The organism is Xenorhabdus ishibashii (genome assembly GCF_002632755.1).
Taxonomy (GTDB): domain Bacteria; phylum Pseudomonadota; class Gammaproteobacteria; order Enterobacterales; family Enterobacteriaceae; genus Xenorhabdus; species Xenorhabdus ishibashii.
On sequence record NZ_NJAK01000001.1, the window covers coordinates 1277872 to 1296023 of the forward strand.

An 18152-nucleotide genomic window follows, 5' to 3' on the forward strand; every position below is an offset into this window, starting at 1 on the left:
CTATAACTGCTGTGTTAATGATAGCGACAGCTATTTTTTCCTGGTTTGATTTGAGCGTAAAAAATCCCACTAATGGAGAGCTTATCGAAGTTAAAAATTTATTGGGCGCTGAAGGATTACAGTGGATCTTACCGAATATCGTTAAAAATTTTAGTAGCTTTGCCCCACTTGGTGCCATATTAGCTTTGGTTATTGATGCGGGGCTTGCGGAAAAAGTCGGGTTATTGCAAGCCCTGATGTACAAAATGGCTTCTGGTATTAATCAACGTTATGCCAGTTATATGGTGCTATTTATCGCCTTTTTTAGCCATATTTCGTCGGATGCAGCGCTCGTTATCATGCCACCGCTAGGGGCGCTGATTTTTATTGCAGTAGGCCGACATCCCGTTGCCGGATTACTGGCCGCAATTGCGGGAGTTGCTTCGGGATTTACTGCGAACCTATTGATTGTTACAACCGATGTTCTGTTATCGGGTATCAGCACAGAAGCAGCCAAAATACTTGATCCTGATTTACAAGTCAGTGTTATTGATAACTGGTATTTTATGGCAACTTCGGTGATTGTCCTGACAATTGCAGGGGCAATTTTAACGGATAAGTTTGTAGAGCCACGTCTTCCCGCCTGGAAAGGTGATCACAATGAGAAGCTGGAAAAACTCACTCCGCAACAAAACCGTGGGTTGTTGATGAGTGGTTTATCAGCGTTAGTTTTCATTGGGATTATTGCGTTATTGGTTGTCCCTGAAAATGCCTTACTGCGTGATCCACAGACCGGAACAATTATGTAGTGGTCAAGAACTTCCGGACACCATTTTAGCCTGTTCCCATTGCTTTTCGTATTCAACGGGAGAAATGCCTCCATTAAAACTATGGGGGCGAATGTAATTATAATATTATCCGCCAAAATATTGCGTGATATCCCGTATTGCATCATGGATATCCAGATAGCCTTCCGGAGGGACCCATTCGCTTTTCAGACTCCGGAATACCCGTTCCATCGGCGAATTATCATAGCAGCAGCCCCGGCGACTCATGCTTTGGATAATCTGGTTTCGCCAAAGTAAGCGGCGGAACTTTTTGCTACTGTATTGACTGCCTTGGATGCCCTTCTATATGGCGCGTTTCCAGCGCATGACTCAGTGCCCGACAGACCAACTCTGCATCCGGTGAGGAAGAGATGGCCATGCCCACCACGCGGCGGGAAAATAAATCCATCACCACCGCGAGGTAACGCCAACCTTCCTGCGTACGAATGTACGTGATGTCCCCGCACCACCGGGTATTTGGGCTAGCCGGGGCAAAATGCTGCTGCAAAAAATCCGGCGACGCCACGTGCTCTTTCCCCGGTGGACGATACCGGTGGGCCCCCGGCTGACGACTTTGCAGGCCGCATTCTTGCATGAGCCGGCGAGCCAGCCAGCGCCCAACCGGTGTGCCCTCATTGGTCAGCAAGTGGCTCAGGGAGCGGCTGCCGATGGCTCCCCGACTTTGGTTATACAATTCACGGGTCCGGATGCGCAGCCGCAGACGCTCTGTATCGACCGGACGTTCTCGCCAATCGTAATAGGCGCTGCGTGACACCTTAAATGCCTGACAGAGTTCCGTGACCGGCCATTGGGCACGCAGCCGTGTGATCAACGAATAGCACCACTGCGTATCTCGCTCATCAACACGGCCGCCTGCTTTAAAATTTCTTTTTCCATTTCCAGACGCCTGACCTGTTTTTCCAACGCCTGTATCTGGCGTTGTTCGGGCGTTAAGGCTTTACCGGCAGGCGTTACCCCCTGTATTTCGGCCTTATACTGGCGGATCCATTTTCTCAAGGTACTGGCATCAACGGCCAGTGAACGGGCGATATCAATAACCCGTTGATGATGGAGAACAACCTGCTGAACCGCTTCCAGCTTAAATTCAACGGAATAATGGCGTTTGATCGGTTTCAATTTCATTGCCATACCTCATTGTCATGTTAATAACATTAGCAGGCTTTTGAGGTGTCCGAGATCTTTGTACCATACTGGCATCAACGGCCAGTGAACGGGCGATATCAATAACCCGTTGATGATGGAGAACAACCTGCTGAACCGCTTCCAGCTTAAATTCAACGGAATAGTGGCGTTTGATCGGTTTCAATTTCATTGTCATACCTCATTGTCATGTTAATAACATTAGCAGGCTTTTGAGGTGTCCGAGATCTTTATACCACTATAGTTTGTTGGCTAAAGCGATCGTGGCTTTCATAAACCCGCATCGGGCAATCAGTTTTCTCAACCATTCTCCCAGACAATCATCACGATTTTGGACACAGCGCATCACGGCACGAGCACCGTGGATAATTAACGTTCGGAGATGACGGTTTCCATTTTTGCTCAGGGAAGACAGCCGGTTTTTTCCACCTGAACTGTGTTGTCGGGGAACCAGGCCACACCAGGCAGAAAGTTGCCGGCCATTGGCAAATTGGGGCGCACTGACTTCACTCACGAAGGCGGCTGCAATAAGAGGACCGACGCCGGGGATCGTGAGCAGATGGTGATAACCACTTTGCTGACGAGAAAGTGCCGCTATTTCATTATCCATTTCATGAATGCGAATGTTCAGATCCCGTAGGTCTTCCCCCAAAGTATGAAGCAAACGTCGTCGTACAGAGGACAGCTCATGGCTCTCCTCTTCTAGAATCTCAGGCAGGTACTGTTGCAGTTTCTGAAGACCAGCAGGAACGATCACCCCCTCCTCAGCGAGGAAAGCCCGAATCTGGTTGGCGAGTGCGGTACGTTGTTCCACCATGAGTTGTCGGGCACTGCGCAGTGCCTTGATATCTTGCTGTTCCACCGTCTTGACCGGAACAAAATGGAGACCGGGTCGGCAGGCCGTTTCGCAGATAGCCAGTGCATCATTGGCATCATTTTTTTGATGATGGCTGAAAGCTTTAACATGCTGGGTCGGCACAAGCCTGATGATAAATCCCATCGCCTGAAGGGTTCTGCCCCAATAGTGAGAAGTTGCACAGGCCTCCATAGCAATGAGGGTTCCTGACGAAAAAGTGCGCACAGTATCAAGCAATTTTTGCCGTGAAATTTTTCGGTTCGAGGCGACAGAACCGTCCGCCATCCAGACACAGACTTGAAAAACGTTTTTGGCGAGGTCAATGCCAATGACTTTAATCGCATTCATGAGATGTTCTCCCGAAATTCAGTGCATCGGAAAAAAAGATGGCACTATTTGCTGCTGAAAAAGGGGACGTCCATCACATCACTACATATCTGAAGGGGCTCAGGGACTTCCTCTGGAAGAACCTGAATACACCTGACAAAAGGCGTGTTCTGACTATCGTCATCAGGGTTATCAAAGGCTGGATAAATTATCACGGTATTTCTGATAACCAGAGACGAGTCGGGCAATTTATCTACCAAAGCAAGCGGGTACTCTACAGATGGTTTAACCGGAAGGGAGGGCGTCGGGGGCTAACGTGGGAAAAGCTGACTCTGATCCTGAAAGTGCTGGGTTATCCTTCAAGCTGGAAAGTCCATTCAATGTTCAATTCTTGCTGAATAGGTGTGACGACTGGGATCTGTCGGGAGCCGGATGCGGTAGTTCTGCATGTCCGGTTCTGAGGAGGGATCTGCCCGGGTGACTGGGCAGGTCTACTCACCAAATGTGGTCATTCGGCGGGAATAAAAAGTGCCAGCGTTGGTTATGGTATGCTTGGGAACCCCGATTGAAACGTATCATCGCGCATACTTTTGGTAAACGAAATAAGAAAACGCTGAAAAAGTTATTGAAAAAACTGTCTAGGGCGTGTTGATGTTTTGTGAGGGATTATTAGATAGCATGATGATTTGGTATAATTACTTTCGCCAAAAAACAACCAGACCTCACCATCATGCCGCGAACTATGTTAACAGATCTCCAATGGAATAAGCTATCTGCGTTAATGCAACATGCGGGTTGGATTTATCACAAACCTGAACACCGTTTGACCGTTGAAGGCATTCTTTACCGAATGAGAACGAGCGTTCCCTGGCGCGATTTACCGCCAGAATTCGGCAAATGGAATAGTGTCTTTCAACGTTTCAATGCGTGGTCAAAGAAAGGGGTTTTACAGCTCATTTTCAAGTGGTTATCTGGGTTTGCTGATAGGGAATGGTTGTTTATTGATGGGAGTATCGTCCGTGCTCATCAGCACAGTGCCGGAGCGGCTTCAGATGATGATGAGGCGATTGGCAAAAGTTGTGGTGGACGTTCAACCAAAATTCATTTGGCCGTCGATAGTTATGGCTTGCCTGTTCATTTTGAATTGTCCGGGGGACAAGTGCATGACATTGTTCATGCTGAAAGTTTAGTCGAACAATCGCCCCCTTCGGACTTTGTGATAGCTGACAAAGGGTACGACAGTCAGGCTTTCAGAAATCATATTGAACAGCAAGGAGCAACACCGATTATTCCCTACCGGAAAAATAGCCGAAAATCGGATAAACAGATTGATAAATGTTTATATCGTTATCGTCATTTGGTGGAGAATGCGTTCGCTAGGGTTAAACATTTTCGTGCAATAGCAACAAGATACGATAAGCTTGAACGGAATTACGCCAGTATGTTGGCTCTGGCGTTTATCATTGTCTGGTTGCCCATGTGGGTTGAATGAATTATGACCTTAAAACATCAACAGACCCTAAATGCAAGGTGACCTTTTGGTGTACTGATAATTATCGTTAACGTTACGTAACCGAATTAAGCGCCTGAACCGTAAAACACTTGGTTATTCAAAATCACCTGAAATACATGACAAAATCATTGGTACTTTCATTGAACGTGAATATTATGTTTGAGGGTGATCAATGCTTTGAATACATGACCTAATATTTTATTTTTCAATCTGAATTGACGTTACTTGCAATAAAATAGTGAAAGAAGGGATGAATAACGTTGCGATTCTTGCTACCACTGGGACGATAAAGGCAGGCCTTTATCAATCTCAGTTGGAAAAAGAAAAATTGAACTTTGTAGTTCCTGATGATATTCAACAAAAAATTATTATGGAAAGTATTTTGATTTATAAAAGTGGAAATGAGGAAATGGCGTATCGATTATTAAAACCAGTTATTTCTCAACTTAAAAATATTGGGGTTGAGAAATTTATTATTGGATGTGGTGAAACTCCAGTTCTTCTTAAAAAGAATGGAACATGGATGGGTATATTGATGGTTCGAGGGAGCTAGTTAACTATTTGATTTAGTGATGTTTTTTGATTATTTTTAAGTTAAATTATTTGTTATGCAATAAGATTCATGTGATCATTTGAATGAAACAAGTTGATCTGACAATAAAAAATGATTTTATTACCAGATCAAGTTGCGACTCTTAAAAATTAATATAGCTAATCTATAAATAAGAATGGCTATTATTAAAGTGTTAATTTAATACTAAATTGATTTGATTGTCTGTAGAACTTAAATCAAGAGTTTTTCCATTTAGTATGCTGTCATACATTTCTTGTAACTTTTCAGAGCTTATATTTTTGTCAGTAAACCTGAATATAGATGCGGCGACATACTCAGGGGAAAGCTCAAAAGAAAGCCATTTCCGATTCAATTGTTCAGCAATGCTGCCTGTGGTATTTGAACCACCGAATATATCAACTACCAAATCCCCTGGATCCGTTAGCATGTTAATAAAAAATTCAGGTAATTTCGATGGAAAGCGAGCAGGGTGGACTTTTACACCAATCTTTTTGCATCCAGAAAGGTATCCTCCGTTAGATTCAGAGTTTGGAATTTGCAATAAATTCGGTGGAATGGCTCCGCCGTTATCTTTGCCGAAGCTGCTACTAATATCGTGTCCTGATGGACGCATTTTAGGAGAATAAAATTTATTAGGATCCTCTATAAGTTTCTTCATTCTATCACTATAGGGAACCAACACTTTAGTAACATCTGATTTAGGCCATTCAGTTTTACTGAACCACCATACAGTGTTTACCGAGTCTTTTACTCGAAGCTTTCTTTTATTAACCCATTCAATGGGGCTTGGTAATTTCGATGGATTGAACCAATAAAAATCTTCAGCTAAATGAAAACCGATTTCATCAATCATCCTTATCATAACGCGGAAATTGTAAGCACTTCTGACGGGGACTCCTTTCATGTAAGCACCGCCAAAATCGACAACGAAACTCCCGTCATTCTTTAGTTTCTTAAACACCAATTCACCAAATTTCAGAAACCAATCAATGTACTGTTCTTGATCGTAATTACCATATTCTTTTTTACGTTGCAATGCAAAAGGGGGACTTGTCATCACTAAATTCAAACTGCTATCAGGCAACGCTTCAAGCATTTCTAGTGAGTCTGCAATGTACATTGCGCCTAAATCAGTTCTATATGCAGGCTTTTTACCGTCGAAAATCATAACTGCTACTCATAGTCTGTAGATCTATTGTCATCAAGACTGCATTGTCTCGCGAATGGAACTAAAGATAAACCCCTCAAGAGCAAGAGTAATTTTTGCCCGTAACATCAGAAAGTTAAGGGAGAAACAGGGTTTGTCGCAAGAAGCCTTGGCAGATTTAGCTGGCTTGCATAGGACATACATTGGGTCAGTCGAAAGGTGTGAGAGAAACATATCTATAGATAATATTGACCGAATTGCTTCAGCCCTTGGTGTCTCTCCTAGTTTCCTATTGGAGAATAATGATACATGAAATTTGAGTTGCATCCTGATTGGTCAAATCTAATACGTCTATGGCCACAAGTTGAAGAGTACCAGCGTTTAGCCAATAAACATGGAATTTATGACATATTCCAAGACAATGGTGGAAAGATTTTACAGGTACTTTTACTTTTAAGTTTAAAAGTTCTCCCAGGACGGGAAGGTAATGATGCGCAGGATATTACTGGCACTGAATTTGAATTAAAATCGGTTAATATTGAGTTAACTAAAAGCTTCTCTACGCATCACCATATGAATCCCACTATAATTGCGAAATACCGGAAGGTTCCATGGATTTTTGCAATTTATAGTAACATTACTATCAGGTCTGTTTATTTACTTATGCCCAATGATTTAGAGTCCTTTTATAATAAATGGGAAAGTCAGTGGCATGACAGGGGAGGGAAAGATATAAACAATCCTAAAATTCCTGTTAAATATGTGATGGAACATGGCCGCCTGCTATGGTCATCACCGCAAGAATTACTCTGAACGCTAGAAATCACAAAACAAGGCGACATGGGTGGTTTTTAAGCATAGGGTTAATAAATTCAGAGGCAGCGAGTTTCCTCTCGCTGTTCGTAATGCTTTCCGCCTTACCTACAGGGCGCGAGCATACTTTTTAAAAGTCGATTGAATGGATACGAGAGACATGATCTAATTGGCTTTATTTTCCTTTTCATTGCTCGCTTATGACCCTGATTGAACATTTATCCGTTTTGAAAGAAACCCGCTCTGATTATAGTGGTATAAAGATCTCGGACACCTCAAAAGCCTGCTAATGTTATTAACATGACAATGAGGTATGACAATGAAATTGAAACCGATCAAACGCCATTATTCCGTTGAATTTAAGCTGGAAGCGGTTCAGCAGGTTGTTCTCCATCATCAACGGGTTATTGATATCGCCCGTTCACTGGCCGTTGATGCCAGTACCTTGAGAAAATGGATCCGCCAGTATAAGGCCGAAATACAGGGGGTAACGCCTGCCGGTAAAGCCTTAACGCCCGAACAACGCCAGATACAGGCGTTGGAAAAACAGGTCAGGCGTCTGGAAATGGAAAAAGAAATTTTAAAGCAGGCGGCCGTGTTGATGAGCGAGATACGCAGTGGTGCTATTCGTTGATCACACGGCTGAGTGCCCAATGGCCGGTCACGGAACTCTGTCAGGCACTTAAGGTGTCACGCAGCGCCTATTACGATTGGCGAGAACGTCCGGTCGATACAGAGCGTCTGCGGCTGCGCATCCGGACCCGTGAATTGTATAACCAAAGTCGGGGAGCCATCGGCAGCCGCTCCCTGAGCCACTTGCTGACCAATGAGGGCACACCGGTTGGGCGCTGGCTGGCTCGCCGGCTCATGCAAGAATGCGGCCTGCAAAGTCGTCAGCCGGGGGCTCACCGTTATCGTCCACCGGGGAAAGAGCACGTGGCGTCGCCGGATTTTTTGCAGCAGCATTTTGCCCCGGCTAGCCCAAATACCCGGTGGTGCGGGGACTATTGCGGTCGAACGACACAGGTCAGAAAACGGCAAAGGCACGGTAGATACGTCCTATTATGTCAATTCGCTGTCTCCCCGGCATAAATCATTAGGGCACTACATTCGCCAGCATTGGCGCATTGAGAATAGCCAGCATTACATCCTTGATGTGGTTTTTAAAGAGGATGATTCACGAATTGTTTTGGACGGAGCCATTGAAAATTTAGCGTTATTCCGGCGTATTGTATTGAATATGGTCAAACAATGTGATTGTGGGGCACCAAGCCAACGAAATAAACTTAAAAAAGCAGGCTGGAGTGATGATTATCATGCGCGAGTTTTCTTTGGGTGAATATTAACCAAAGTATGCTCGCGCCCTGCATATAGCAGAACCAAAATAATATGACATAACGTTTTAGTATGAATGACAAGACTGCATTACTTATGAAGTAGGTAGGCTACGTCAAATTATGGTTATTCTGCCATAGCAGGTGGTTTTATGTTTAAGAAGCTAACGCATCTTAAACTGGCTAAAGCCATAATCATAACCACCCGTATAACGGGTGGTTTGCTCTTGCCCTATAAGGGCTTGTTACCGACTGCGCCTAAATGACGCTGCTTTCTCTTCGTTCAAGCTAAGTGTCTTTGCTGCTTTGGCCTACCCCTTGAAGGGGTCTACATGCTCTTTACTACTCAATTTATCCGAGATTAAATCCGACTTTTCTTGCTCTCTGATATACTTTTGAATTGTCGCTTCATTTAGCCCTACCGTACTGACATAGAACCCTTCCGCCCAAAACTTTCTGTTGCCAAATTTATATTTTAAATTGGCGTGTCTATCAAAGATCATCAACGAACTTTCAAAGATCATCAACGAACTTTTACCCTTCAAATATCCCATAAAGCTTGAAACGCTTAGCTTTGGTGGAATACTCACCAACATATGAACATGATCTGGCATGAGATGACCTTCGATTATTTCCACACCTTTATACTTACAAAGGTCTCTGAGGATCTCTCCCACACTTGAACGAATATTATTAAAAATCACTTTCCGTCTATATTTCGGCGAAAAGACGATATGGTATTTACACAGCCACTTTGTATGCGCTGAGCTTTGTGCTTTAATGCCCATAAACACCTTTCCTTATTTGAGTTACGAATATTAGCTTGAACATCTATATCGTAACGGAAAGGTGTTTTTCTTGGTATAACCTTTGAACTCCACCCGCAAAGCGGGTGGTTTTATGTTTAAGACGCTAACGCGACTTAAACTGGCTAAAGCCATAATCAAAAAACTTATTTTCTATTGAAAATAAGTTTATTATGTTGATCGAGCCATAGAGAAATCTGTTTCAAAAATTCCAACTGATAAATGTATTTTTAGCATTGCCATTTTTCATATGCCTATTAAATTATGGATAACAGAATTAGATGATAATGATAAATCTCATAGTCAGACAAATTTTTATGATTTATTTCCTGGTTATTATAGATAATTAAATTTAGGTGTATTTTTATATTATGGGTTTTTGTTTTGTTATTTAACCCGAATTCTGCTTAAGCCATCATTGGAACAGCGTCTTCTGAGTAGAAAACTTTCAGTGATGGTTTTTTCAATTTAAGGCAGTAAGCGATCAGTCCACCTAAAACGGTCAACATAAATCCTCTTATACTTCGGTGGCGAGAATGCTCTATCTGAGAAATTAATTTTAATTGTCCATTAATCGTTTCAATGATAAAACGCTTTCTTAACATTAGCCTATCCCACTCAGCTTGCATACGGGCTTTCATGTTACGCCGTTTTTTCGTGATGAAAGTGACACCGCTGTTGGCTAAATCGTCCGCCAATTCCTGACTCAGATAACCTTTATCGCCGTAAAGAGAACCCATTAATTCTGTGGTTAATTCGCGAACCGGTTCCCGATCATCCACATTACCGGCCGTGACTTTAAGCGCGAGAATTTCCCCCTGATGATTGACAACCAAGTGTAATTTGAAACCATAAAACCATCCCATTGAATTTTTTCCACGCTGTGCGATCCCCGCAAAGACCTTATGTCGAGGGATGCGAATGTTATGGCAGACACTCAAACTGGTGGAATCAATAAAAGCAATGCCTGTGGGTTTCCCTTTTAATTGAGTCAGATAGCTGCATAATGGCATCAAAACGGAAGGGGCAACGCTGATAAAACGGGTATAACTGAGTAAAGTGGCGAAGTCGCGGTGGTGGTATTGCCAAATATGTTTCAAATAAAAATTTTTAAAATCACGGTAATGCGACATATGAAAAAGGATCAAAATGGTCATGATTTCACTGGGATACATATGACCTTGTCGGCGGCGTAAACGATGCCCACTCTCAAGACAAAATTGTTCCCATTGAGGAATGAAAAAACGGCAAAAATCATCGACATCACAGAAAATTTCAACTAACTTGTCCATAGCCTGTTCCCCCTCGGAGTTGTTTTCGGTGTGCACCAAAACTTTGCTCCTGGAACAGGCTTCTCGTCAATTTCTTATCCAGAATTCGGGTTATTTACAATGTGACTGATGTCAATAAATAATTGAAATTAAAAATTGAATTTTTCACAAAATTAATTATAATTTATATTATTATTTTTAATATAGTGCAGATGGAAAAATGGAAGCCAAAGAGTGTAAGATACAAGATATTTTAACAGAAAATAAAAAATATATAATACCATCTTATCAACGTCCGTATAGTTGGACTATAGATAATGCAGAACAACTAATAGATGATGTTTATCAAAGTACTCTCTCATCAGAGAATGAATACTTTATTGGGAGTATGATTTGTATAAATAAAGGTAATAACCAGTATGAGGTTGTTGATGGACAACAACGACTTACAACTTTAAGTATAATTGTCTCGGAACTCAAAAAACTAATACCTGTACAAGGCATTAAAGATGATCTCCAGAAGCGTATATTACCAATAGATGTTTATTCAGATGAAACAGATGAACCTAGACTCATTGTTAGAAAAAAAGAGTATGAATTATATAAGTATTATATATTACAAGATTTAAAAGATTATAGACCTGAGAAGCCATCTGATACAGATCTTGTTTTTATAGAGAATTCAGAAGTTATAAGAAAGTATTTGGAGTGTATCTCAATTGATAATTTAAAATTATTAGCTAAATATATTTTACAAAATGTATATATAGTTTTTGTTCAAGCTGATGACTTTGCTTCATCATTTCGCCTTTTTAATGTTCTTAATAGCCGTGGTTTACCACTTACTAACGCTGATTTACTAAAAAATGCTCTTTTTGAGTCAGCCTCTTTATATAAGAAGAACGCAGGTCAGATCGAATCAGCATGGTCTCAGATTGAAGATATGGTGGGTGTCAAAAGACTAGATAAATTCCTAGCGTTTCATAAGCTATCTGAGAAAAAGGATCGTGACAGGGTTTTACAAAAAGGATTTGAAGCATTTATTGATAACCTAGAGAAGCAATTTCATGGAAATGCTATTGACATGTCTTTAGTACTGGTTAACTCAGCAAAAAATTACATGAGAATACTAGAGAATGATTTTGAACATCCACAAGTTAAGCGCAGAATTGTATCTCTTACTAACCTAGCTACTGATGAATGGATCCCTCCTATAATGGCTTTTTTAAATAGAATGATGAGAACTGAAGAGTTTGGTTGGAGTGAATTTTCACAGTTCATCTCGGCATTTGAAAAAGTATATATGCATGGTTGGTTAAAAAAACAAATAAAAAGCAAGAGGGAAATGGTTTGTTATTCTTCTTTGGTCGCAATAAATAACGATTTGCCATTTCAAGAAATAATTAATCACGTTAATCAACACGCCGACAATAAAGGATTTTCTTCATCTTTGGATGCGGATTTATATGAGCCTAGGCCTAATCAGGTAAATTTGATTAAGGCTATTTTATTACGTCTAGATATGGAACAACAGGATGATAGTGTTATTAAAACATATACTGGACGTATAACTATTGAACACATAATGCCTCAAGCTCGAATTAACCAATATTGGATTGATAGATTTGATGCTAATGAACATGCTTCATGGCTGCATAAAATTGGGAATTTAACACTAATTAGTGGAGTAAAAAACTCAGAAGCTCAAAATTATGATTTTGATAAGAAAAAATCAATATATGAGAAACAAAATAGCAAGAGTTCTTTTGATTTGACCCGTGATGTTTGTAAAGTTAATGATTGGAATATTGAAACTATACGCGGAAGGCACGATTATTTAAAGAGTCAATTAATTAAATTATGGCTTGTAGATTAATGTTTATGATATTAATCTAGATTGTATTTTTTTGTGGAGTGATAAGTCCCTGACTAATCATCGAAGATACTGAATAAAGTATATGGATACCAACTTGAGTTGAGTCAGTGTCCATATAAACTATTTGATATTTTCCTGGAAATACTTTTGCAATTTTTTCCAGCTTATTCATTAGATTGATGTCTCTGTACTTTTCCGCCACGTTATTGGGATTGCTGTGATCCCAATGTTTAATAATCGGATTAACAGATAGGTTTTGCTGTCGAAAAAGACAAAACAATATACTGAAACATAGCCGTTAGTTCACCTAAATTGCATCAGTTTGAGAGAAAATCCGTTATCTTTGAAATGCAAATGATGTAATTTAAGATAAGATCTGCTGTGTGTGAACCTATAGGTAACATCTCGACTAAAGATAATGTGTAAGTCTTATTCCTTCATCATCAGCCCAGAAATCATCAACTAGAGCTTTCACTTTCTGATCGCGTCAAAAACTCACTTCCCAATCCCTACCGGATACGACTCAAACAAATATCCATCAAAATTAGGATCATCGACATCGGATAATTCAAGCAAACTCTGTTTCACATTTTCTAAATGTCGCCACATCGTTTGTTTCGCTGCCGCAGGATCTTTTTTGATCATCGCTGCCAAAATTGCCTGATGATCATTCAACCACGCTTTACGATAGTCGGTATTGGCAATTCGGCTATGTAGTTTTATCCACATAGGATTATTTTCACGCCACGCCCAGGATTGCTTAAGTAATTCAACTAACATGCTGTTATGCGTTGCCTGAGCGATAGCTAAATGAAACGCCTTATCACCAGATTCACTTTCTCCCGAAATCAGATCTTTTTTCTCTTTTTCCAATGCCTTGCGCATATTGGCAATATCGACCGGAGTTACCTGGAGTGCAGCAAACTCAGCGATATTACTTTCCAATAATTGGCGCGCTTGTAATAGCTCAAAAGGCCCTGCGGCATTGATGGTGGTATCGCTTGAAAAGGAGCGTGGCAGGCGGATGAGATAAATGCCTGAGCTTTTGCGTACTTCAATCAGGTTTTCCAATTCCAGTACAATTAACGCTTCACGAATAAGTGTGCGGGAAACGCCAAATTTTTCTGCAATTTCTCTTTCTGTCGGCAGACGATCGCCGGGAGAATAATCCATCTCTATAATCATCTGACGTAATGATTGGGCTACTTCATGATAGGGGCGCCTGGAGTCTGCAAAATTCATCATTTAATGCCGCCGTAAGGTAGTAGATTTAAATGAAACGACTAAAAATGATGTTATTCTAAGATATCAATACCAAAAATATAACCACCTATTCTTGTTACAATAGGTGGTTTTGAGAGAAAACTATTCTATTTTACGCACCCGATTTACCATTTCGGATAATTCCGGTTGGGTTTTGGCAATATCGCCATACAGGGGTTTAACCGCGTCTTGAAAGAGGGTTTTATCCACAACAATAAACTCAACACCGTGTTTTTCTGCTTTAGCACGCTCTTCCTGTTCTGATTTTTCCCACAGTTGAACCATATATTCTGAGGAGTTTTGCGCCGCTTTTTTCACAATCTCTTGCTGTTCCGCCGTTAGTTTATTCAACGATTTGTTCGATATTAACAGCACATCAGGGATCATCGTATGCTCATCCAGGGAAAAGAATTTTGTCACCTCGCTATGGCGGCTTAGCGTAAAAGAAGTAATGTTGTTTTCAGCCGCGTCCACAACCCCCTGTTGTAATGCGGTATAGAGTTCTCCATAAGCTAACGGCGTTGGATTTCCTTCCAACCCTTTCACCATTGCAATGGCGGTAGGGCTGGGTTGTACGCGAATTTTCAAACCTTTTAGATCGTCAGGCGTTCTAATCGGTTTTTTCGCATAAAAACTGCGGGCGCCCGCATCATAGTAAGTCAGACCAATAAATCCCATGTTTTGGCTTGAAGCGAGGATTTCTTTACCAATATCGCTATTGATGACTTGTTGATAGTGCGCTTTATCGCGGAATAAGTAGGGCAGATTAAAAATGGAATAAGCCGGAGAGAAGGCTTCTAATTCTGCTGCATTGGATTTAGCAATATCCAAGGCGCCATTTTGCATCAATTCAATGGATTCACGTTGGTTGCCCAATTGGGAATCAGAATAGATACGGATACGAACTTCCCCGTTGGTTTTTTCTTTCACTTCGTTAGCGAACTCGGCCATCGCCTTATGGACAGCATGTTCTCGGTTTTGGTTATGGCTGAGTTTCAGTGTCGTCACGGCGAAAGCCTGAGATGTCCCCAGCATAAACATAATGCCGGTCGCTATGCTCGTCACTGTGTTTAAGATTCGTTTGCGATTTTGCATGTTTGATTCTCCAGAGGTAAGTGTTGGTTTTTATTCTTTTCTGTGGACAAACCATAGTCAGATCTTACTGATTGGGCAAAAGGCAAAATCCAATTGGTCGACCTTAATCACAAAAAGATAGCACTATTGGTTAACCTTTTGGTTTTGTGATCTCTCTCACTCTCTTTCAGGCAGTTATTTCACGGTTTTTAGTGCGTTCGGTATAGACTCTGCTGCCAACACAGACTTTAATTGGTAAACCAAAATGACAGGGGAGCGAATAAATGAAAAACCTTGTAGCGATTACCAATAAAAGTTTGGCATTTTTTATCGTCTGCCTGCTGGCCTTTCTGGTTTTATGTGTGTCATGGCAGGTTATTTCTCGTTATGTCCTGGGGGCACCGAGCACTGAGACAGATGAATTAGCGCGTTATCTGTTTATGTGGGTTGCAATGATTGGCGCGGTATATACAACAGGGCAGCATCGTCATCTTGCGATCGATCTGCTGGTCATGAAATTAACAGGCGTCAAAAAAAGCATTATCGGGCTGATTATTCAGGCAGCCATCATTTCGTTTTCTTCAATTGTGCTGCTTTATGGTGGCAGCCTGCTTGTTTCATCGACACTGGAAAATGGTCAAATCACACCGGCATTAGGTTGGAAGATGGGATACATCTACTTATGTTTGCCTATTAGCGGAATATTGATGATTTTCTATGCGATGGTTGATGTGATCTCAATATTTCAGCATTTTTCTGGTCAACCGCCAGTGGTGTCTGAGAATCATTGATTTGTGGAGATTAGAGTATGGATTGGTCTGTCATTACCGCACTCTTTGGCACATTTGCACTATTACTGGCATTGAGTGTCCCTGTTTCTTTTGCAATCGGCTTATCTTCGTTAGTCGCCATTACGATGACATTGCCGCTTGAATCTGCGATCACAGTTGTTGCGCAACGGATGGCGGCGGGGGTCGATAACTTCTCATTATTAGCGATCCCGTTCTTTATTCTTGCTGGAAATATGATGAACCAAGGTGGAATAGCAGCACGTTTGATCAATCTGGCTAAAGTGGTCGGCGGCCGTTTACCGGGATCGTTAATGCACGTCAATATTATGGCGAACATGCTTTTCGGTGCCATTTCCGGCTCGGCAGTGGCATCCGCCGCTGCGGTCGGGGGAACAATGGCGCCGATGCAGAGAAAAGAAGGATATGATCCTGAGTTGTCTGCGGCTGTGAATATCGCGTCTTGTCCTGCTGGCCTGCTGATCCCACCTAGCAATACCTTAATTGTGTACTCGTTAGTTTCCGGAGGAACATCCATTGCAGCCTTGTTCTTGGCGGGTTATATACCTGGCATTATTATGGGAATGTCACTCATGATTGTGTCTGCCATTATTGCCAAGAGGAAACGCTACCCTGTTGCTCCCCGACCAACATGGCACGAGTTTTTGGATACAGCGTGGAAAGCCATCCCGTCATTAATGCTGATTGTGGTGATTATGGGGGGGATTATCGCGGGGATCTTCACGGCGACAGAAGCATCAGCCATTGCGGTTCTTTACAGTTTTATCCTCGCAGTGGTTATTTATCGTGAAATCAGTTTCAAGCAATTGCCCAAAATTATCCTTGATTCAGCCGTGACCACATCGATTGTTTTATTGTTGATTGGTGTATCAATGGGGATGTCCTGGGCGATGGCTAATGCTGATCTGCCGTATATGATTGCGGATGCATTGATGGCGGTTTCTGATAATCCACTGACCATCCTGCTCGTCATTAATATCATCTTGCTGATCGTGGGGATCTTTATGGACATGACTCCGGCCATTTTGATCTTCACGCCGATTTTCTTACCCGTTGCGATGAGCATGGGGATCGATCCGGTTCATTTTGGCATCATCATGACGTTTAATTTAGCCATTGGAATTTGTACACCTCCCGTCGGCAGTGCTTTATTTGTGGGTTGCTCTGTGGGGGAAGTGAGCATTGATAAGGTACTGAAACCCTTGCTCCCGATGTATGTTGCGTTGATCTTAGCGCTCGCGCTCGTGACATATCTGCCGCAATTGAGTTTATGGTTACCGGAATTAGTCTTGAATTAGTTATAGGGGGAGTTATGAAACAAACTTGGCGCTGGTATGGGTCTGAAGATCCTGTTTCATTAGCGGATATTCGTCAGGCAGGAGCAACAGGAATTGTAACGGCATTGCACCATATTCCTAATGGCGAAATCTGGCCTATCGAAGAGATAACACAACGTAAGGCAGTGATTGAAGCTAATCAACTTGAGTGGACAGTCGTAGAGAGTGTTCCCGTTCATGAAGATATCAAAACGCATACTGGGGAGTATGACCAATGGATCGCAAACTATCAACAAACCTTGCGTAACCTCGCTGCCTGCGGGATCAAAACAGTATGTTACAACTTTATGCCGGTTCTGGATTGGACACGTACAGATCTCGAATATGAATTACCTGATGGCTCAAAAGCGTTGCGTTTTGATCAAATCGAATTTGCTGTTTTTGATATCCACATTTTGCAACGTCGTGGTGCAGAAAAAGCGTATTCCGATGATGAAATTGCGCAGGCACAATCACGTTTTGTTTCAATGACAAAAGAAGAAAAACAAAAACTGACAAACACGATTATTGCAGGTCTTCCAGGGGCAGAGGAAGGCTATACCTTAGAACAATTTCGCCAACACCTAAAACGTTATACCGGCATTGATAAAGCCAAACTGCGTGAACACTTTGCTTATTTCCTGCAAAAGATCATTCCGGTTGCGGAAGAACTTGGCATCAAAATGGCTGTTCATCCTGATGATCCACCTCGTGAGATCTTAGGCTTGCCACGCATTGTTTCTACGATAGAGGATATGCGTTGGATCGCGGAAACGGTAGATAGTCATGCCAATGGTTATACGATGTGCACCGGATCTTATGGCGTGCGTGCGGATAATAATTTGGTGCAGATGATCAAATTATTTGGTTCCCGTATCTACTTCCTCCATTTGCGCTCAACCCTACGGGAAGAGAACCCCTTCACGTTCCACGAGGCGGCGCATCTTGCCGGTGATGTGGATATGTATGAGGTGATCAAAGCGGTCGCGGAAGAAGAACACCGTCGGTTGGCAGCGGGTGAAAATCACCTGATCCCAATGCGGCCTGATCATGGTCATCAAATACTTGATGATTTGAAAAAGAGAACGAATCCCGGCTATTCGGCAATCGGTCGCCTGAAAGGATTGGCTGAAATTCGTGGTCTTGAGTTGGGTATTCATCGTGCATTTTACCAAAAATAATTTCTGGCCTTGGACTTTCTGACCT

The 18152-nt window shown here is 42.0% G+C and carries 17 protein-coding genes and 7 pseudogenes; 16 read left to right on the plus strand and 8 right to left on the minus strand.

The window, feature by feature from the left end:
• Positions 1-11: 11 nt before the first annotated feature.
• Positions 12-785, plus strand: a pseudogene (locus tag Xish_RS06000) (AbgT family transporter); the annotation flags it as partial.
• Positions 786-791: 6 nt separating this feature from the next.
• Here Xish_RS06000 and Xish_RS06005 read toward each other — a convergent pair.
• The 3 genes and pseudogenes from Xish_RS06005 to Xish_RS06015 all read right to left on the minus strand — a co-directional run bounded on the left by Xish_RS06005 (position 792) and on the right by Xish_RS06015 (position 3171).
• A pseudogene (locus Xish_RS06005) lies at positions 792-1955 on the minus strand (IS3 family transposase).
• Complete coding sequence (locus tag Xish_RS06010) at positions 1912-2139, minus strand: transposase (RefSeq protein ID WP_099117123.1); 228 nt, start codon at positions 2137-2139, stop codon at positions 1912-1914. Before Xish_RS06010 ends, Xish_RS06005 begins: the two are co-directional and overlap by 44 nt.
• A 66-nt stretch (positions 2140-2205) precedes the next feature.
• Positions 2206-3171 (minus strand): IS110 family RNA-guided transposase, encoded by a 966-nt coding sequence (locus Xish_RS06015; RefSeq protein WP_141553956.1) that lies wholly within the window; start codon positions 3169-3171, stop codon positions 2206-2208.
• A gap of 89 nt (positions 3172-3260) precedes the next feature.
• On the opposite strand from Xish_RS06015, the pseudogene Xish_RS06020 reads away from it, so the two are divergent.
• The 5 genes and pseudogenes from Xish_RS06020 to Xish_RS06040 form a co-directional block, all read left to right on the plus strand.
• Positions 3261-3548, plus strand: a pseudogene (locus Xish_RS06020) (group II intron reverse transcriptase/maturase); the annotation flags it as partial.
• A gap of 101 nt (positions 3549-3649) precedes the next feature.
• Positions 3650-3790 (plus strand): annotated as a pseudogene (locus Xish_RS06025) (IS1 family transposase); the annotation flags it as partial.
• Positions 3791-3880: 90 nt separating this feature from the next.
• Positions 3881-4642 (plus strand): IS5 family transposase, encoded by a 762-nt coding sequence (locus Xish_RS06030; protein ID WP_099116347.1) that lies wholly within the window; start codon positions 3881-3883, stop codon positions 4640-4642.
• Positions 4643-4706: 64 nt separating this feature from the next.
• A pseudogene (locus Xish_RS06035) lies at positions 4707-4826 on the plus strand (IS1 family transposase); the annotation flags it as partial.
• An 87-nt stretch (positions 4827-4913) separates the two neighbouring features.
• Positions 4914-5216 carry an aspartate/glutamate racemase family protein gene (locus Xish_RS06040; protein ID WP_099117124.1) on the plus strand — a complete coding sequence of 101 codons (303 nt, stop codon included), beginning with the start codon at positions 4914-4916 and terminating at the stop codon, positions 5214-5216.
• Positions 5217-5409: 193 nt separating this feature from the next.
• Here the strand turns inward: Xish_RS06040 and Xish_RS06045 are convergent, their stop codons facing one another.
• On the minus strand, positions 5410-6405 hold the full coding sequence (locus Xish_RS06045) for a DNA-methyltransferase (RefSeq protein WP_099117125.1): 996 nt from the start codon (positions 6403-6405) through the stop codon (positions 5410-5412).
• Positions 6406-6460: 55 nt separating this feature from the next.
• Between Xish_RS06045 and Xish_RS06050 the strand changes: the two genes are divergently transcribed.
• The 5 genes and pseudogenes from Xish_RS06050 to Xish_RS06070 form a co-directional block, all read left to right on the plus strand.
• Positions 6461-6697, plus strand: a complete 237-nt coding sequence (locus tag Xish_RS06050; RefSeq protein ID WP_099117126.1) for a helix-turn-helix domain-containing protein — start codon at positions 6461-6463, stop codon at positions 6695-6697.
• A complete protein-coding gene (locus Xish_RS06055; RefSeq protein WP_099117127.1) occupies positions 6694-7197 on the plus strand; it encodes a PDDEXK family nuclease in 504 nt (167 codons plus the stop codon). Before Xish_RS06050 ends, Xish_RS06055 begins: the two co-directional genes overlap by 4 nt.
• A gap of 319 nt (positions 7198-7516) precedes the next feature.
• Complete coding sequence (locus tag Xish_RS06060) at positions 7517-7831, plus strand: transposase (protein WP_167383211.1); 315 nt, start codon at positions 7517-7519, stop codon at positions 7829-7831.
• Positions 7832-7884: 53 nt separating this feature from the next.
• The gene (locus Xish_RS19360) at positions 7885-8289 is read left to right on the plus strand and encodes an IS3 family transposase (protein ID WP_167383229.1); all 405 of its coding nucleotides are present in this window, start codon (positions 7885-7887) and stop codon (positions 8287-8289) included.
• Positions 8204-8536 (plus strand): annotated as a pseudogene (locus tag Xish_RS06070) (ISAs1 family transposase); the annotation flags it as partial. The gene Xish_RS19360 and the pseudogene Xish_RS06070, both read left to right, overlap by 86 nt.
• A gap of 306 nt (positions 8537-8842) precedes the next feature.
• Here Xish_RS06070 and tnpA read toward each other — a convergent pair.
• Both tnpA and Xish_RS06080 read right to left on the minus strand, forming a co-directional pair.
• A complete protein-coding gene (tnpA, locus tag Xish_RS06075) occupies positions 8843-9319 on the minus strand; it encodes an IS200/IS605 family transposase (protein ID WP_099117128.1) in 477 nt (158 codons plus the stop codon).
• Positions 9320-9744: 425 nt separating this feature from the next.
• Positions 9745-10629, minus strand: coding sequence for an IS982 family transposase (locus Xish_RS06080; RefSeq protein ID WP_099117129.1), 885 nt, complete (start codon positions 10627-10629; stop codon positions 9745-9747).
• Positions 10630-10828: 199 nt separating this feature from the next.
• Here Xish_RS06080 and Xish_RS18910 point away from each other — a divergent pair.
• Positions 10829-11425: pseudogene (locus Xish_RS18910) on the plus strand (DUF262 domain-containing protein); the annotation flags it as partial.
• A 705-nt stretch (positions 11426-12130) separates the two neighbouring features.
• Complete coding sequence (locus Xish_RS18915; RefSeq protein WP_341865768.1) at positions 12131-12484, plus strand: HNH endonuclease family protein; 354 nt, start codon at positions 12131-12133, stop codon at positions 12482-12484.
• Positions 12485-12979: 495 nt separating this feature from the next.
• On the opposite strand, the gene Xish_RS06095 is transcribed toward Xish_RS18915, so the two are convergent.
• Complete coding sequence (locus Xish_RS06095) at positions 12980-13729, minus strand: FCD domain-containing protein (RefSeq protein ID WP_099117131.1); 750 nt, start codon at positions 13727-13729, stop codon at positions 12980-12982.
• 120 nt (positions 13730-13849) lie between these two features.
• Positions 13850-14842 (minus strand): TRAP transporter substrate-binding protein, encoded by a 993-nt coding sequence (locus Xish_RS06100; protein ID WP_099117132.1) that lies wholly within the window; start codon positions 14840-14842, stop codon positions 13850-13852.
• Positions 14843-15105: 263 nt separating this feature from the next.
• On the opposite strand from Xish_RS06100, the gene Xish_RS06105 reads away from it, so the two are divergent.
• Genes Xish_RS06105 through uxuA form a run of 3 tightly spaced genes read left to right on the plus strand, consistent with a single transcriptional unit; the run spans position 15106 to position 18127 of the window.
• Entirely contained in the window at positions 15106-15612 is a 507-nt protein-coding gene (locus Xish_RS06105) for a TRAP transporter small permease (protein WP_099117133.1), read from the plus strand.
• A 17-nt stretch (positions 15613-15629) separates the two neighbouring features.
• Positions 15630-16928 carry a TRAP transporter large permease gene (locus tag Xish_RS06110; RefSeq protein ID WP_099117134.1) on the plus strand — a complete coding sequence of 433 codons (1299 nt, stop codon included), beginning with the start codon at positions 15630-15632 and terminating at the stop codon, positions 16926-16928.
• 14 nt (positions 16929-16942) lie between these two features.
• Positions 16943-18127, plus strand: coding sequence for a mannonate dehydratase (uxuA, locus tag Xish_RS06115; RefSeq protein WP_099117135.1), 1185 nt, complete (start codon positions 16943-16945; stop codon positions 18125-18127).
• The last annotated feature ends 25 nt before the right edge of the window (positions 18128-18152 follow it).

Excerpts from the sequence above, each read along its gene's own strand:
- Xish_RS06010 (WP_099117123.1), bottom strand. The coding sequence starts at position 2,139 with ATGAAATTGAAACCGATCAAACGCCACTATTCCGTTGAATTTAAGCTG.
- Xish_RS06015 (WP_141553956.1), bottom strand. The coding sequence starts at position 3,171 with ATGAATGCGATTAAAGTCATTGGCATTGACCTCGCCAAAAACGTTTTT.
- Xish_RS06030 (WP_099116347.1), top strand. The coding sequence starts at position 3,881 with ATGCCGCGAACTATGTTAACAGATCTCCAATGGAATAAGCTATCTGCG.
- Xish_RS06040 (WP_099117124.1), top strand. The coding sequence starts at position 4,914 with ATGAATAACGTTGCGATTCTTGCTACCACTGGGACGATAAAGGCAGGC.
- Xish_RS06045 (WP_099117125.1), bottom strand. The coding sequence starts at position 6,405 with ATGATTTTCGACGGTAAAAAGCCTGCATATAGAACTGATTTAGGCGCA.
- Xish_RS06050 (WP_099117126.1), top strand. The coding sequence starts at position 6,461 with ATGGAACTAAAGATAAACCCCTCAAGAGCAAGAGTAATTTTTGCCCGT.
- Xish_RS06055 (WP_099117127.1), top strand. The coding sequence starts at position 6,694 with ATGAAATTTGAGTTGCATCCTGATTGGTCAAATCTAATACGTCTATGG.
- Xish_RS06060 (WP_167383211.1), top strand. The coding sequence starts at position 7,517 with ATGAAATTGAAACCGATCAAACGCCATTATTCCGTTGAATTTAAGCTG.
- tnpA (WP_099117128.1), bottom strand. The coding sequence starts at position 9,319 with ATGGGCATTAAAGCACAAAGCTCAGCGCATACAAAGTGGCTGTGTAAA.
- Xish_RS06080 (WP_099117129.1), bottom strand. The coding sequence starts at position 10,629 with ATGGACAAGTTAGTTGAAATTTTCTGTGATGTCGATGATTTTTGCCGT.
- Xish_RS18915 (WP_341865768.1), top strand. The coding sequence starts at position 12,131 with ATGGAACAACAGGATGATAGTGTTATTAAAACATATACTGGACGTATA.
- Xish_RS06095 (WP_099117131.1), bottom strand. The coding sequence starts at position 13,729 with ATGATGAATTTTGCAGACTCCAGGCGCCCCTATCATGAAGTAGCCCAA.
- Xish_RS06100 (WP_099117132.1), bottom strand. The coding sequence starts at position 14,842 with ATGCAAAATCGCAAACGAATCTTAAACACAGTGACGAGCATAGCGACC.
- Xish_RS06105 (WP_099117133.1), top strand. The coding sequence starts at position 15,106 with ATGAAAAACCTTGTAGCGATTACCAATAAAAGTTTGGCATTTTTTATC.
- Xish_RS06110 (WP_099117134.1), top strand. The coding sequence starts at position 15,630 with ATGGATTGGTCTGTCATTACCGCACTCTTTGGCACATTTGCACTATTA.
- uxuA (WP_099117135.1), top strand. The coding sequence starts at position 16,943 with ATGAAACAAACTTGGCGCTGGTATGGGTCTGAAGATCCTGTTTCATTA.